The sequence below is a fragment of the Pseudomonas sp. GM50 genome (assembly GCF_000282375.1).
Taxonomy (GTDB): domain Bacteria; phylum Pseudomonadota; class Gammaproteobacteria; order Pseudomonadales; family Pseudomonadaceae; genus Aquipseudomonas.
Genome location: NZ_AKJK01000041.1, coordinates 92,811 through 106,331 on the forward strand (window position 1 = coordinate 92,811; position 13,521 = coordinate 106,331).

The window sequence follows — 13,521 nt, forward strand, 5'->3', positions numbered from 1 at the left end:
CCCGACAGACACTAAGGTCTCCCGCGCACAGCCGCCATAACGGAGTGCACACATTAAAGGTGCGCAAGCATACGTTATGAAAGGCGCTTTTGCCTCGTTAACACCACGGGGTTCCAATCCCGGTCGCTGAGTTTGCGGCGACCCCCAAACGATAAAGATCAACGCAAAACCGCACCAGTCGGCGGGTTCCGGCATTGCTGTAGGCAGTGACGCCAGACTGCGTAGCCTCTCACCGTTCCTGCGGACAAATTTTTAAACACAAAACCCCAAGCGGTCGGACCCTGTGGCGAGGGGGCTTGCCCCCGTTCGGCTGCGCAGCAGTCGTAAACCATTGTTCTCGGTGTACCTGATACACCTCGGTTGCAGGTTTTGGGGCTGCTTCGCAACCCAACGGGGGCAAGCCCCCTCGCCACAAAGGTTTCTGCGCCAGGTTGAAGATTCCCAAAAAGGGACCGATCGGTCCTATTTTGGGACTTATCGGTTGTTTGCTCTCTGCCATGAGCGACGAAATGCTTCGTCATCGAAAGCTGCGGGGATTGTTCTGGCCCCATCGCGAGCAGGCTCGCTCCCACAGGGATGACGCGTTCCAATGTGGGAGCGAGCCTGCTCGCGATGGCGTCGGCACGGCCAACCATTAACCTGACCGTAACAATCCAACACGCTGCTTGATTGATGCCCCCCACCCAACGCTCCTAAGGTGACTCCCACGACAGCGAACCCGTGGAGTGGTCATGACAACAACAATATCCCCCGACTCGCGATGGACGCGGCGGCGCAGCGAAAAGCAGCGGCGCCTCGAATTGGTGAAGGGGCTTGCCGACGGTGTGGTGTTGCCCACCGACAAGATCGTTGCGGCGCTGGAGGCATTGATCCTGCCCGGCGACCGTGTGGTGCTGGAGGGCAATAACCAGAAGCAGGCGGACTTCCTTTCCCGCTCCCTGGCCAAGGCCGATCCGGGCAAGCTGCATGACTTGCACATGATCATGCCCAGCGTCGGGCGTTCCGAGCACCTGGACCTGTTCGAGCGCGGCATTGCCCGCAAGCTCGACTTCTCTTTTGCCGGCACCCAAAGCCTGCGCATCAGTCAGTTGCTCGAAGACGGCCTGCTGGAAATCGGCGCGATCCACACCTACATCGAGCTCTATGCGCGGCTGGTGGTCGACTTGATCCCCAATGTCGTACTCTCGGCCGGTTTCATGGCCGACCGCGCCGGCAACATCTACACCGGCCCGAGCACCGAAGACACCCCCGCATTGATCGAACCGGCCGCCTTCAGCGACGGCATCGTCATCGTCCAGGTCAACCAATTGGTGGACGACGTCAGCGAACTGCCTCGCGTGGACATTCCCGCATCCTGGGTCGACTTCGTGGTGGTGGCGGACAAACCGTTCTACATCGAACCGCTGTTCACCCGCGACCCACGCCACATCAAGCCTGTGCATGTGTTGATGGCGATGATGGCGATCCGCGGCATCTACGAAAAACACAACGTTCAGTCGCTCAACCACGGCATCGGTTTCAACACCGCCGCCATCGAACTGATCCTGCCGACCTACGGCGAATCCCTCGGTTTGAAGGGCAAGATCTGCCGCAACTGGACGCTCAATCCTCACCCAACCCTGATCCCGGCCATCGAAAGCGGCTGGGTCGAAAGCGTGCATTGCTTTGGCACCGAACTGGGCATGGAAAACTACATCGCTGCCCGGCCTGATGTGTTTTTCACTGGCCGCGACGGCTCACTGCGCTCCAACCGGATGTTCTGCCAATTGGCAGGGCAATACGCGGTGGACCTGTTCATTGGTGCAACTCTGCAGGTCGACGGCGACGGTCATTCCTCCACCGTGACGCGCGGTCGCCTGGCCGGTTTCGGTGGTGCGCCGAACATGGGCCACGACCCGCGTGGTCGTCGCCATGGCACACCGGCCTGGCTCGACATGCGTCACGACGATGCGCCCGAAGCGCTGCTGGAGCGCGGTAAAAAACTTGTGGTGCAAATGGTCGAGACCTTCCAGGAGGGCGGCAAACCGACCTTCGTCGAAACCCTCGACGCGGTGGAAGTGGCGAAGAAAAGCGGCATGCCGCTGGCGCCGATCATGATCTATGGCGACGACGTCACCCACTTGCTGACCGAAGAAGGCATCGCCTATTTGTACAAGGCCCGTTCCCTTGAGGAACGTCAGGCGATGATCGCTGCCGTCGCTGGCGTGACCGCCATCGGCCTGCGCCACAACCCGAAAGACACCGCCCGCATGCGCCGCGAAGGCCTGATCGCCTTGCCCGAAGACCTCGGCATCCGCCGCACCGACGCCACCCGCGAGTTGCTCGCGGCCAAAAGCGTGGCCGATCTGGTGGAGTGGTCCGGTGGTCTCTACAACCCGCCCGCCAAGTTCAGGAGCTGGTAATGCACGCATTCAACCTGCAACCGAAACCTTTAACCCTGACTGAGCGGCTGGCGGATCTGGCGGTGGACGCGCTGATCGATGAAGCGGATCTGTCGCCGAAACCGGCGCTGGTGGATCGTCGCGGCAATGGCGCGCACACCGATTTACACCTGAGCCTGATGCACGCCTCGGCGCTGTCGTTGTGGCCGGCGTTCAAGGCAATGGCGGACGGGGCCAGCGAATTTGGCGAAGTCGGTTTACCCCTGCGCGAAGCCCTTGGGCGGATTGGTCGTGACGGTGAGCAAACGATGCTCGCCACCACCAACGGTGTGAATACTCATCGTGGGGCGATCTGGGCGTTGGGGCTGTTGGTCGCCGCCGCTGCGCTGGAACCTGAATCCAACACCGCCAGCGGCATCACGTTGCGCGCCGCACGCCTGGCCTTGCTCGACGACCGCTACGCCCCGCGCCCTCTAAGCCATGGCGCTCAAGTGGCCCAACGTTATGGCGCTCGCGGTGCCCGTGAAGAGGCGCAGCTTGGTTTTCCGGCGGTGATTCAACGCGCTTTGCCGCAACTCAAACGCAGCCGCGCCGCCGGCCATGGCGAACAGAACGCCCGGCTCGATGCCTTGCTGGCGATCATGACGACACTGGCCGACACCTGCGTGCTCTACCGCGCAGGCGAAACCGGCCTGCACACCATGCAACTCGGCGCGCAAGCGGTGCTCGATGCCGGCGGCAGTGCGAGCCTGGCCGGTCGCCGCCGTTTGCATGAGCTGGACCAACAATTAATCGCATTGAATGCCTCGCCCGGCGGCGCTGCGGACTTGCTCGCAGCCTGCCTGTTTATCGACCGCATCGAGTCGGGCGCCGGCGTCCTCCAGGGAGCGTTTTGATGGAAACCTTATCCTTTGAATTCCCCGCCGGGCAGCCGTCACGGGGCAGGGCGCTGGTGGGCTGCGTGGGCTCGGGCGATCTGGAAGTGCTGATCGAACCGGGGCTGGCCGGCAAGCTGACGATCCAGGTGCAGACCTCGGTCAACGGCAGCGAACAACGCTGGCAGCATCTGTTCGCGCGGATGTTCGACGGCCAGACACCGCTCGCGATGGCGATCGATATCCACGATTTCGGCGCCACTCCCGGCGTGGTGCGCTTGCGCCTGGAACAAGGCTTCGAGGAGATCAGCCATGACTGACAGCACAGCGCTTCTCAACAAACATAGCTTCGTCGAACTCGGCGCCCGGCAACGAGCGAAAGCCTTGCTCGACGCCGGGACCTTCCGCGAACTGCTCGACCCGTTTCAGCGCGTCATGTCGCCATGGCTGTCGCGCCAGGGCGTGGTGCCGCAAGCCGATGACGGCGTGGTGATCGCCAAGGGCAGCCTCGGCGGATTGCCGGTGGTGATCGCGGCCATCGAAGGCGCGTTTCAGGGCGGTAGCCTCGGTGAAGTCGGCGGGGCGAAGATTGCCGGTGCGCTGGAACTGGCCGCCGAGGACAACCGCAAAGGCATCCCCACGCGCGCCGTGTTGCTGCTGGAAACCGGTGGTGTACGTTTGCAGGAGGCCAATCTGGGGCTGGCGGCGATTGCCGATATTCATGCGGCGATTGTCGATTTGCGCCAGTACCAACCGGTAGTTGGCGTGGTCGCCGGCAGCGTCGGTTGTTTTGGCGGCATGTCGATTGCCGCCGGGTTGTGCAGCTATTTGCTGGTGACTCAGGAAGCGCGCCTTGGCCTCAACGGGCCGCAGGTGATCGAGCAGGAAGCCGGTCTTGAGGAATACGACTCCCGGGATCGCCCGTTTATCTGGAGCCTGACCGGTGGCGAGCAACGTTTCGCCAGTGGTCTGGTGGACCGCTATGTCGCCGACGACGTGGCGCAGATTCAGCAGCAGGTCAGCGAATTGCTCAAGCAGGTTTTGCCGGCGCAGCAACGCAGCCGCCAGGCCGAATGGTTTCTGCAACGGCTGGCGCGTCTGGACGCTGAACCACAAATCGAGCCGGCGACGGTTCGCGATCTGTATCAAGGAGAGCGCTCATGAGTTCGTATTCCCTGAGAGGCTTGAACTGGTTCAACGCCTTGAGTGCCGGCGCGAAATCGGTCGCGGGCTTGCCGGCATCGTTGAAAGTCGCTGATGGTGTGCTGGGTGACCAGCCCGTGCGATTTATTGCGGTGGTGGCCGATCCCGACAACCGTTTCGTCCGCGCCCGCAATGGCGAGGTCGGTTTACTGGAAGGCTGGGGCCTGGCCAAAGCGGTGGATGAAGTCATTACCGCGGATAACGACAAACCTCAAAAACGCGCCCTGATCGCCATCGTCGATGTGCCGAGCCAGGCTTACGGTCGACGCGAAGAAGCCCTCGGCATTCATCAGGCCCTGGCCGGCGCGGCAGACAGTTATGCCCGTGCCCGACTGGCCGGGCATGCGGTGATCGGCTTGCTGGTGGGCAAAGCAATGTCCGGGGCCTTTCTCGCTCATGGCTATCAGGCCAACCGGCTGATCGCGCTACGCGATCCGGGCGTGATGGTGCATGCGATGGGCAAGGCGTCGGCGGCGCGGGTCACATTACGCAGTGTCGAAGAACTTGAAGCCTTGGCCGCCAGCGTGCCGCCGATGGCCTATGACATCGACAGCTTTGCCAGCCTGGGGCTGCTTTGGGAAACACTGTCGGTGGATCAGATCGAGCAGCCGACGACGGCGGATCTGGCGCGGATGAACGAGTGTCTGGTTCAGGCGATTGAAGATGTCGAGGCAGGTCGTCGCGATTTGAGCGGCCGCTTGGGTGCGCCCAACCGTGGCGCGTCGAGCAAGGTTCGCCAACTGCTAAGAGAGCAGTGGTGAATACGTTTCTGGCCCACGACCTGCTGTGGGGGATGACCCCGGAGCAGTTGCCTGCGGATGCGCCTGCGTGGGTGATCGAGTCGATCAGCGCGGGTCAGCCGGTGGTGGTTCGGCGTGCGATGACTGCGCCGGATCAGATCGCGGTCGGCGTGCGAGGACGCTTGCGCGAGCAGCGTTATGCAACGTCGATGGCGATCACGGCGATTTCACGTCGGGTAAGTCCGGAAGAGCTTTGTCATGTCGAGACGGTTCGGGATCTACCGGCTTTGCGAGCGCTGGCGCAGCTGCGGCCGATGCTCGACACCTGCGGTTGGGTGTGGGGTGTCAGCGGCAGTGCCGGGTTTGAATTGGCCAGTGGTTTTGCGGCGTTGCATGAGCGCAGCGATCTGGACTTGATTCTGCGTACACCGCAACCGTTGGGCCGTACTCAAGCGCAGGAATTGGTGACGCTTCTCGGCACCGCTGAATGTCTGGTCGACATGCAGTTGCAGACGCCGAATGGCGCGGTGGCCCTGCGCGAATGGGCCGGCCCGTCGCATAGGGTGCTGCTCAAAAACGCTCAGGTCGCCTGCCTGGTCACCGATCCGTGGAACCCGCAGGAGCAAGCAGCGTGAGCAGTTTGCTGGTGTTCCCCGGCCAGGGCGCGCAGCAACCGGGCATGCTCCATCGTTTGCCTCGGGAAACGCTGATCGAGGCGAGCGAGGTGCTGGGTGAAGATGTTTTGTTGCTCGATTCTGCCGAGGCGTTGCAGTCGACGAGGGCGGTTCAGTTATGCCTGCTGATCGCCGGAGTCGCCGCTTCACGCCAGTTGTCATTGAGCGCGGATTACGTGGCCGGACTGTCCATCGGCGCCTATCCGGCGGCGGTGGTCGCCGGCGCCTTGAGCTTCAGCGATGCGCTGCATCTGGTCAGCCTGCGCGGTGAGCTGATGCAGCAGGCTTATCCTCAGGGCTATGGCATGACCGCGATCATCGGTCTGGATCTGGCGACGGTGGAAGGTTTGCTGGCGCAGGTTCACAGCGTCGACACACCGGTTTACCTGGCCAACATCAACGCCGATAACCAAGTGGTCATCGCTGGCAGCGATGGTGCGATGAAAGCGGTTGCCGAGTTGGCGAAGGGGCGTGGCGCCGGGCTGGCCAAACGCCTGGCGGTCAGCGTGCCGTCCCATTGCCCGTTGCTGGATACACGGGCAAGAGCCTTGGCCGAAGCCTTCGCCAAGGTGCAATTGAAAACGCCGATTCTGGGTTATCTGAGCGGCAGTCGCGCACGGCCCGTTATCAATTCCGAGGCGTTACGCGACGACCTGGCGTTCAACATGTGCCGCGTGGTGGACTGGCGCGGCACGGTACAAAGCGCCTACGAGCGTGGCGTACGTCTACAGATCGAACTGCCGCCCGGTGCGGTGTTGACCGGGCTGGCGCGCCGGGTGTTCGAGCAGGGCACCGTGATTGCCTTCGACGGTGCGCGGCTCGACACCTTGCAGGCGCTGTTGCGTGAGGAGGGAAGCCGCCAACCCTAGATCACCGACTCAGGCTGCGAACTACAAAAACAACAATTCCGACGATGCACTTTGAGGACTACAACAATGATTATTTACGGTGTGGCGCTGTTGGCGATCTGTACGCTGGCAGGGGTGATCATGGGTGACATGCTCGGCGCATTGCTGGGTGTGAAATCCAATGTCGGCGGGGTCGGGATCGCGATGATCCTGCTGATTTGCGCGCGGTTATGGATGCAAAAACGTGGCGGCATGACCAAGGATTGCGAGATGGGCGTCGGCTTCTGGGGCGCCATGTACATTCCGGTGGTGGTGGCGATGGCCGCGCAACAGAACGTCGTTACTGCCCTGCACGGCGGCCCGGTGGCGGTTCTGGCGGCGATTGGTTCGGTGGTGCTCTGTGGTTGCACCATTGCCCTGATCAGCCGGACCCACAAAGGTGAACCCTTGCCCGATGAACCAACGGATATAACGTCGGTTGGCGCACCGGCAGGAGGTCGCTGATATGTGGGATCTCATCGAGAAAGGTCTGGAACATAACGGTCTGATCACGGCATTCGCGTTCGTTGGCGTGATCATGTGGGTGTCGGTGGTGTTGTCCAAACGCCTGACCTTCGGACGAATTCACGGCTCGGCGATTGCCATCGTCATCGGCCTGGTGCTGGCCTGGGTCGGCGGCACCATGACCGGCGGGCAGAAAGGCCTGGCGGATTTGTCGCTGTTCTCCGGTATTGGTTTGATGGGCGGAGCGATGTTGCGGGACTTCGCCATTGTCGCCACGGCGTTTGAGGTGCAGGCCACCGAAGCGAAAAAGGCCGGGATGATTGGTGTTATCGCGCTGCTGCTGGGCACGATTCTGCCGTTCATTGTCGGGGCGAGCATGGCCTGGGTGTTCGGTTATCGCGATGCGATCAGCATGACCACCATTGGCGCGGGCGCGGTGACGTACATCGTCGGGCCAGTGACCGGGGCCGCGATTGGTGCCACGTCCGATGTGATGGCGTTGTCGATTGCCACCGGGCTGATCAAGGCGATTCTGGTGATGGTCGGCACACCGATGGCAGCGCGCTGGATGGGGCTGGATAACCCGCGTTCGGCCATGGTATTTGGCGGCCTGGCCGGGACGGTGAGTGGGGTGACCGCAGGGCTGGCGGCGACGGATCGGCGGCTGGTGCCGTATGGCGCGTTGACCGCGACGTTCCACACCGGGCTTGGGTGCTTGCTTGGGCCTTCGTTGCTGTACTTCATTGTTCGGGGGATTGTGGGGTAGGGTCGAGAGTTGCGTCGCCTGTGATGACGCCTTCGTGGGCAAGCCTCGCTCCTACAGGTTATGTGTCGTGCCGCAAATCTGCGGCACTCCGAAATCCTGTAGGAGCGAGGCTTGCCCGCGAAGGGCGCGACGCGGTCTCAGACTTGCCGATTGGCATACATCCGGCACTCTGCCAGCAGCGCCAGCAAATTCGGGTCACGCTCCTTGGCTTTCAGAAACACCACCCCGATGTGCTGCTGTAACCGATACTTTTCCTGCAATGGAATCAGCTTCACCCGGTTCTCATACACCGCCGCAATCCTTCCCGGCAGCAATGCATAACCGACCCCCGAGCTGACCATGCTCAGCAGGGTGAAGATGTCGTTGACCTGCATCGCCACCTTCGGCTCGAACCCCGCCTGCTTGAACACCCGAATACCGTCCTGGTGCGTGGCGAAGCCTTGGGTCAAGGTGATGAATGTCTCGTCGCGCACCTCGGCCAGATCGACTTCGGTCCGCTGGGCAAAGGGCGAATCCGCCGGCGTGGCGAGGAAGATGTCATCGGAAAACAGCGGAATCTGCTCGCAGTCCGGGTCATTCACGCTGTCATCCAACGACACCAGGATCGCGTCGACTTCCATGTTCTTGAGCTTGTATAGCAGGTCAATGTTCGAGCCCAGGATCAGGTCGATATTGAGTTCGCTGCGGCGAATCTTCAGGCCCATGATCAGCTGCGGCACGGTCTTCACCGTCAACGAATACAGTGACCCGAGCTTGAAACGCTCAGCCGAGAACCCGGCCGCTTCGCGGGTCAGGCGCACGCTTTCGAGCACGTCCTGAATCAGCTTCTGCGCCCGCTCTTCCAGCACATAAGCGCTTTCGAGTGGGGTCAGGTTACGGCCTTCGTGTTTGAATAGCGGGCAACGCAGGGCACTTTCCAGAGAGTGGATGGCGCGGTGCACGCTGACGTTGCTGGTTTGCAACTCGGCAGCGGCGCGGGCCAGGTTGCCGGTGCGCATGAAGGCCAGGAACACCTCGAGTTTTTTCAGGGTCAACTCTTCATCGATCAGCATGGGCCAGACTCTTATTCGAATCCTTCGATTGTGCCCAATTGGCTGACGTTTGGCTCGATGGCTTTTGTAGGAGCAGCCTCGTTTCACTCGACAGCTCCTACAGGGGCTTTGTGTTTATGAATTTTGAGGTGAGCAATACATGTATCACGGGGAAAGATTGAACGCCTGGACGCATTTGGTCGGGGCGGTGGCGGCGTTTGTCGGCGGCGTGTGGCTGCTGGTGATTGCCAGTATGGATGGCAGTCCGTGGAAGATCGTCAGCGTGGCGATTTACGCGTTCACCTTGCTGGTGCTCTACAGCGCCTCGACCGTGTATCACAGCGTGCGCGGGCGCAAGAAAGCGATCATGCAGAAGGTCGATCACTTTTCGATCTACCTGCTGATTGCCGGCAGTTACACGCCATTCTGCCTGGTGACCCTGCGCGGGCCGTGGGGCTGGACGCTGTTCGGGATTGTCTGGGGGCTGGCGCTGATCGGCATCTTGCAAGAGATCAAACCGCGCTCGGAAGCGCGGATTCTGTCGATCGTGATTTACGCGGTGATGGGCTGGATCGTGCTGGTGGCGGTCAAGCCATTACTGGCGGCGCTGGGGCCAGTCGGCTTTACCTGGCTGGCGTCGGGCGGGGTGTTGTACACCGTGGGGATTATCTTTTTTGCCCTCGACCATCGTCTGCGCCATGCCCATGGGGTCTGGCATTTGTTTGTGATTTCCGGGAGCGTTCTGCACTTTGTGGCGATTCTGTTTTACGTCTTGTAGATCGCACTGCAGCTATTTGCAAAACCTGTAGGAGCGAGGCTTGCCCGCGAAGAACGATGACGCGGTGTACCTGATATACCGCGGGGCCTTGTTCGCGGGCAAGCCTCGCTCCTACAAGGGACACAGGTGATCCAGTTGCGCCTGCGCCCGTCGGCTGAACACCTGCAACAAGTCGCTCAAGGTGTGCGGCGGCGGTTCGTCGGCGCGGGTCACTGCGTACAGGGTGATCGGCAGCGCCGGTGCCAGGGGGCGAATTGCCGTGGTGGCGGGGGACGCGCCGAGCGCGGTGAACGGGTCGATCACCGCCAACCCGGCACCGGATTCAACCATTGCTCGCGCCAGTGAGTAGGTCTGCACCGCGATGCGTACCTTTGGCGGCGGATTGACCGCTTCAAGGTAGCTGTCGAGCCTGGCGGCCAGCGGGTCGGCGCTGGACAAGCCAATCAGCGGCGCACCGGCCAGTTCGATCAACGGCAACGGTTTACCGTGAGTGTCGTCGGCCCAAAAGCCTTTCGGCGCCAGCGCCACCAGCATCCCACAGGCCAGGGCCTGCGCCTTCAGGCCTGGATGATCGGGCAGTTGCAGCGTCAGGGCGACATCCACTTCGCGCATCAACAGGTTTTGCATCAGCTCGCGGCTGTGGGCGCTGGACAGTTCGCAGGCGATTTGCGGGTAGCGTTGCGTCCATTCGTTGATCGCCGGCGGCAGCAGCGACAAGGCCAGCGCCGGGATCGCGCCGATCCGTACACTGTGGCCCGGCTCGCGGCGCAGGCTCTGGGCCAGGCGTCGCACGCCTTGCAGGCTTTCGGTGACCTTGTCGACCTCGCGCTCAAGCTCCAGGGCTTCGGGCGTCGGCTGCAATTTACCGCGCACCCGCAGGAATAACGCAAAGCCCAATTGCTGTTCGGCGTGTTGCAGCACTTTGCTCACCGCCGGCTGCGATACGTGCAGCAACTGGGCGGCGCCACTGACCGAACCGGTCTGGCGAATGGCCTGGAAAATTTCGATGTGTCGCAGTCGCATGGCAAGTCCATAACCTTTGTTTATGGCTCAGGCATCTTTATGCATTGTTCAACGTCTGTCACCTGGTCCTAAGCTGAGGGCACGTTTCAACAACGCTTAAGGACTGACATGGCTCAGCGGGTTTGCATCATCGGTGGCGGCGTCATCGGGCTGACAACGGCTTACGCACTGGTTCGCGACGGCATCGACGTGACGCTGATCGAGGCCCGGGATTCGTTTGCCAGCGAGACCAGTTTCGCCAACGGCGGCCAGTTGTCCTACCGCTACGTCGCGCCACTGGCCGATGCGGGCGTACCGTTGCAGGCGCTGGGCTGGATGTTGCGCGGTGACTCGCCCTTGAAGCTGCGCCCGCGTCTGGACCCGGCGCAATGGCGCTGGATGGTGTCCTTTCTGGCGGCCTGTCGGCGTTCGGTGAATCAGCGCAACGGCGCACATCTGCTGCGCCTGGCGCTGCTGAGCCAGGCCACGCTGCAAGGCTGGCGCGACGAAGACCGCCTCGACGGTTTCGACTGGCGGCGCAACGGCAAACTGGTGACGTTTCGTGAAGCTGCGAGTTTCGAGCATGCGCGACACGGGTTGGCTGATCCGCGACAGCAGCGGGTGTTGTCCCGGGCCGAGTGCGCACAGCTGGAGCCGGCGCTCGCCGAGGCACCGTTTGTAGGCGCGATCTATACGCCCGATGAAGAAGTCGCCGATTGCCATGCTTTCTGCCTGCAACTGGTGGCCCGGCTCAAGGCGTCGGGGCGTTGCGAGTTTTTGCCGGGTCGCACGGTCACCGGCATTCGCCACGGGGACAGCGCGGTGCAAGCCGTCGAAATGGGCGCGCAGGTATTGCCGGTTGAGCAATTGGTGATCGCTGCCGGGCATCGCAGCCCGGCGCTGGCGTTGCCGGGCATGAACCTGCCGCTGTACCCGCTCAAGGGCTACAGCCTGACCATGCCGATCCGCGCCGAACACCGCGCGCCAGAGCTGAGCATCACCGATTACAACCGCAAGATCGTTTACGCCCGCATTGGTGCACAACTGCGAGTGGCGGCGATGGTCGACATTGTCGGTTTCGACCCGGCACTCGATCCCAAGCGTCTGGCGCTGATCAAACGCCAGGCGCAGGAAACCTTGCCCAATGCCGGCGATTACGACGCCGCCATCGAATGGGCCGGCATGCGCCCGGCCACTCCCAGCGGCGTGCCGTTGATTGGCGCCACGGCGTACCGCAACCTCTGGCTCAACCTCGGCCATGGCGCCCTGGGTTTCACTTTGGCCTGCGGTAGCGCTCGGTTGCTGAGTGAGCTGATTGCCCGGCGCACACCCTCGATTGAAATGCAGGGCCTCGCCCCCCGCGTCGCCTGACTTGAAAAGGAAAAACCGATGAGCATCAAGCGTATCAACAGCAACAGCCGACTCTCTGGCGCGGTGACCTTTGGCGATCTGGTGTTTCTCTCGGGACAGGTTCCGGGTGACAGCACCGACGTCACCGGCCAAACCGCCGAAGTGCTGGCGAAGATCGATGCGTTGCTGGCCGAGGCTGGCAGCGACAAGGATCACTTGCTCAACGCGACCATTTACCTGAACGACATTGGCCGCGATTTCGCCGCCATGAACGAGGTCTGGTCGCAGTGGTTATCGCCGGACAAGGCGCCGACCCGCACCACCTTGCAGGCGCAACTGGCCCGTCCAGAGGTCCTGGTGGAAATCACCGTGATCGCCGCCCGCCGCTAATTCGATCTACCCACAACGGAGAATAACAATGCAAAAAATCACGTTGATCGGCTGCGCCCTCGGGCTACTGCTCGCCAGTCAGGTCCAGGCCAACGAAGCGCCTCTGACCGGCACGCTGAACAAGGTCGCCAATGCCAAGAGCATCACGCTGGGCTATCGCGATGCGTCGGTGCCGTTCTCTTACGTAGGTGACCACACGGGGCAGCCGATGGGCTATTCGGTGGACCTGGCGAGCAAGATTGTCGAGCGCATCAAGCAAAAGCTTGAACTGCCGGATCTGCAGGTGAAGTACAACCTGGTGACCTCGCAAACGCGTATTCCACTGGTGCAGAACGGCACCGTCGATCTTGAATGCGGCTCTACTGGCGTGACCGCCGAGCGCATGCAGCAAGTGGCGTTTTCCTATGGGTTCATCTACGTGAAGGGGCAATTGCTCACCGCGAAGGACAGCGGAATCAAGCGCTTCGCCGACCTGCGTGGCAAGAACGTCGTGACCACCGCCGGCACCACCAATGAGCGGTTTCTGAAGAGCTACAACGTCGATCACAAGATCGATATGTTTGTGATCAGCGCCAAGGACCACGGCGAAGCGTTCCAGATGCTGCAGTCAGGGCGGGCGGCGGCGTTCTATATGGATGATGCGCTGCTCTACGGTGAACGGGCCAAGGCTCGCGATCCGCATAAGTGGGTCGTGGTGGGCGAGGAGCAATCGCGGGAAATCTACAGCTGCATGGTGCGCAAGGGCGATCCGCAATTTCTCGAGTTGGTGAACTCGACGCTCGCCGATTTGTATAGCTCAGGGGAAATCAACGGCATCTACAACCGCTGGTTCCAGCAGCCGATTCCGCCTAAAGGTTTGAATCTTGAGTTTCCGATGACCAGCGAGTTGAAGGCGATCATTGCGAAGCCGGTGAGTGATCCGGTGCAGTAGTTCCTGAAAGATCAGATTCTGTTTTGTGTCTTGTAGATCGCGTCGCCG

The 13,521-nt window shown here is 61.8% G+C and carries 15 protein-coding genes; 13 read left to right on the forward strand and 2 right to left on the reverse strand.

Annotated elements, in window-relative coordinates; all coding sequences use genetic code 11:
- Window positions 1-731 precede the first annotated feature (731 nt).
- The 9 genes from mdcA to madM all read left to right on the forward strand — a co-directional run bounded on the left by mdcA (window position 732) and on the right by madM (window position 7,991).
- Window positions 732-2,402 (forward strand): malonate decarboxylase subunit alpha, encoded by a 1,671-nt coding sequence (mdcA, locus tag PMI30_RS22360; RefSeq protein ID WP_008007455.1) that lies wholly within the window; start codon window positions 732-734, stop codon window positions 2,400-2,402.
- Window positions 2,402-3,277 (forward strand): triphosphoribosyl-dephospho-CoA synthase, encoded by an 876-nt coding sequence (locus PMI30_RS22355; RefSeq protein ID WP_008007457.1) that lies wholly within the window; start codon window positions 2,402-2,404, stop codon window positions 3,275-3,277. The genes mdcA and PMI30_RS22355 overlap by 1 nt, the downstream gene beginning before the upstream one ends.
- Window positions 3,277-3,576 (forward strand): malonate decarboxylase subunit delta, encoded by a 300-nt coding sequence (locus PMI30_RS22350; protein WP_008007459.1) that lies wholly within the window; start codon window positions 3,277-3,279, stop codon window positions 3,574-3,576. Before PMI30_RS22355 ends, PMI30_RS22350 begins: the two co-directional genes overlap by 1 nt.
- Complete coding sequence (locus tag PMI30_RS22345) at window positions 3,569-4,420, forward strand: biotin-independent malonate decarboxylase subunit beta (protein ID WP_008007461.1); 852 nt, start codon at window positions 3,569-3,571, stop codon at window positions 4,418-4,420. Before PMI30_RS22350 ends, PMI30_RS22345 begins: the two co-directional genes overlap by 8 nt.
- Window positions 4,417-5,220: a biotin-independent malonate decarboxylase subunit gamma gene (gene mdcE, locus PMI30_RS22340; protein ID WP_008007463.1), complete on the forward strand. Its 804-nt coding sequence runs from the start codon at window positions 4,417-4,419 to the stop codon at window positions 5,218-5,220. Before PMI30_RS22345 ends, mdcE begins: the two co-directional genes overlap by 4 nt.
- On the forward strand, window positions 5,214-5,834 hold the full coding sequence (locus PMI30_RS22335; RefSeq protein WP_032835042.1) for a malonate decarboxylase holo-ACP synthase: 621 nt from the start codon (window positions 5,214-5,216) through the stop codon (window positions 5,832-5,834). The genes mdcE and PMI30_RS22335 overlap by 7 nt, the downstream gene beginning before the upstream one ends.
- Window positions 5,831-6,742, forward strand: a complete 912-nt coding sequence (mdcH, locus tag PMI30_RS22330) for a malonate decarboxylase subunit epsilon (protein WP_008007469.1) — start codon at window positions 5,831-5,833, stop codon at window positions 6,740-6,742. The genes PMI30_RS22335 and mdcH overlap by 4 nt, the downstream gene beginning before the upstream one ends.
- Window positions 6,743-6,808: 66 nt before the next feature.
- Window positions 6,809-7,225 carry a malonate transporter subunit MadL gene (gene madL, locus PMI30_RS22325; protein ID WP_008007471.1) on the forward strand — a complete coding sequence of 139 codons (417 nt, stop codon included), beginning with the start codon at window positions 6,809-6,811 and terminating at the stop codon, window positions 7,223-7,225.
- A gap of 1 nt (window position 7,226) precedes the next feature.
- A complete protein-coding gene (gene madM / locus PMI30_RS22320) occupies window positions 7,227-7,991 on the forward strand; it encodes a malonate transporter subunit MadM (protein WP_008007473.1) in 765 nt (254 codons plus the stop codon).
- A gap of 137 nt (window positions 7,992-8,128) precedes the next feature.
- Here the strand turns inward: madM and PMI30_RS22315 are convergent, their stop codons facing one another.
- The gene (locus tag PMI30_RS22315; protein WP_008007476.1) at window positions 8,129-9,043 is read right to left on the reverse strand and encodes a LysR family transcriptional regulator; all 915 of its coding nucleotides are present in this window, start codon (window positions 9,041-9,043) and stop codon (window positions 8,129-8,131) included.
- Between the two features lie 139 nt (window positions 9,044-9,182).
- Between PMI30_RS22315 and trhA the strand changes: the two genes are divergently transcribed.
- Window positions 9,183-9,800, forward strand: coding sequence for a PAQR family membrane homeostasis protein TrhA (trhA, locus tag PMI30_RS22310; RefSeq protein WP_008007477.1), 618 nt, complete (start codon window positions 9,183-9,185; stop codon window positions 9,798-9,800).
- Between the two features lie 111 nt (window positions 9,801-9,911).
- On the opposite strand, the gene PMI30_RS22305 is transcribed toward trhA, so the two are convergent.
- Window positions 9,912-10,823, reverse strand: a complete 912-nt coding sequence (locus PMI30_RS22305) for a LysR family transcriptional regulator (protein ID WP_008007479.1) — start codon at window positions 10,821-10,823, stop codon at window positions 9,912-9,914.
- Window positions 10,824-10,931: 108 nt separating this feature from the next.
- Between PMI30_RS22305 and PMI30_RS22300 the strand changes: the two genes are divergently transcribed.
- From PMI30_RS22300 to PMI30_RS22290, 3 genes are read left to right on the forward strand one after another with little or no spacing between them, the layout of a single operon-like run.
- Window positions 10,932-12,173 (forward strand): D-amino acid dehydrogenase, encoded by a 1,242-nt coding sequence (locus tag PMI30_RS22300; protein ID WP_008007481.1) that lies wholly within the window; start codon window positions 10,932-10,934, stop codon window positions 12,171-12,173.
- An 18-nt stretch (window positions 12,174-12,191) separates the two neighbouring features.
- Window positions 12,192-12,542, forward strand: coding sequence for a RidA family protein (locus PMI30_RS22295; RefSeq protein ID WP_008007483.1), 351 nt, complete (start codon window positions 12,192-12,194; stop codon window positions 12,540-12,542).
- A gap of 28 nt (window positions 12,543-12,570) precedes the next feature.
- Window positions 12,571-13,473 carry a transporter substrate-binding domain-containing protein gene (locus tag PMI30_RS22290; protein ID WP_008007485.1) on the forward strand — a complete coding sequence of 301 codons (903 nt, stop codon included), beginning with the start codon at window positions 12,571-12,573 and terminating at the stop codon, window positions 13,471-13,473.
- The last annotated feature ends 48 nt before the right edge of the window (window positions 13,474-13,521 follow it).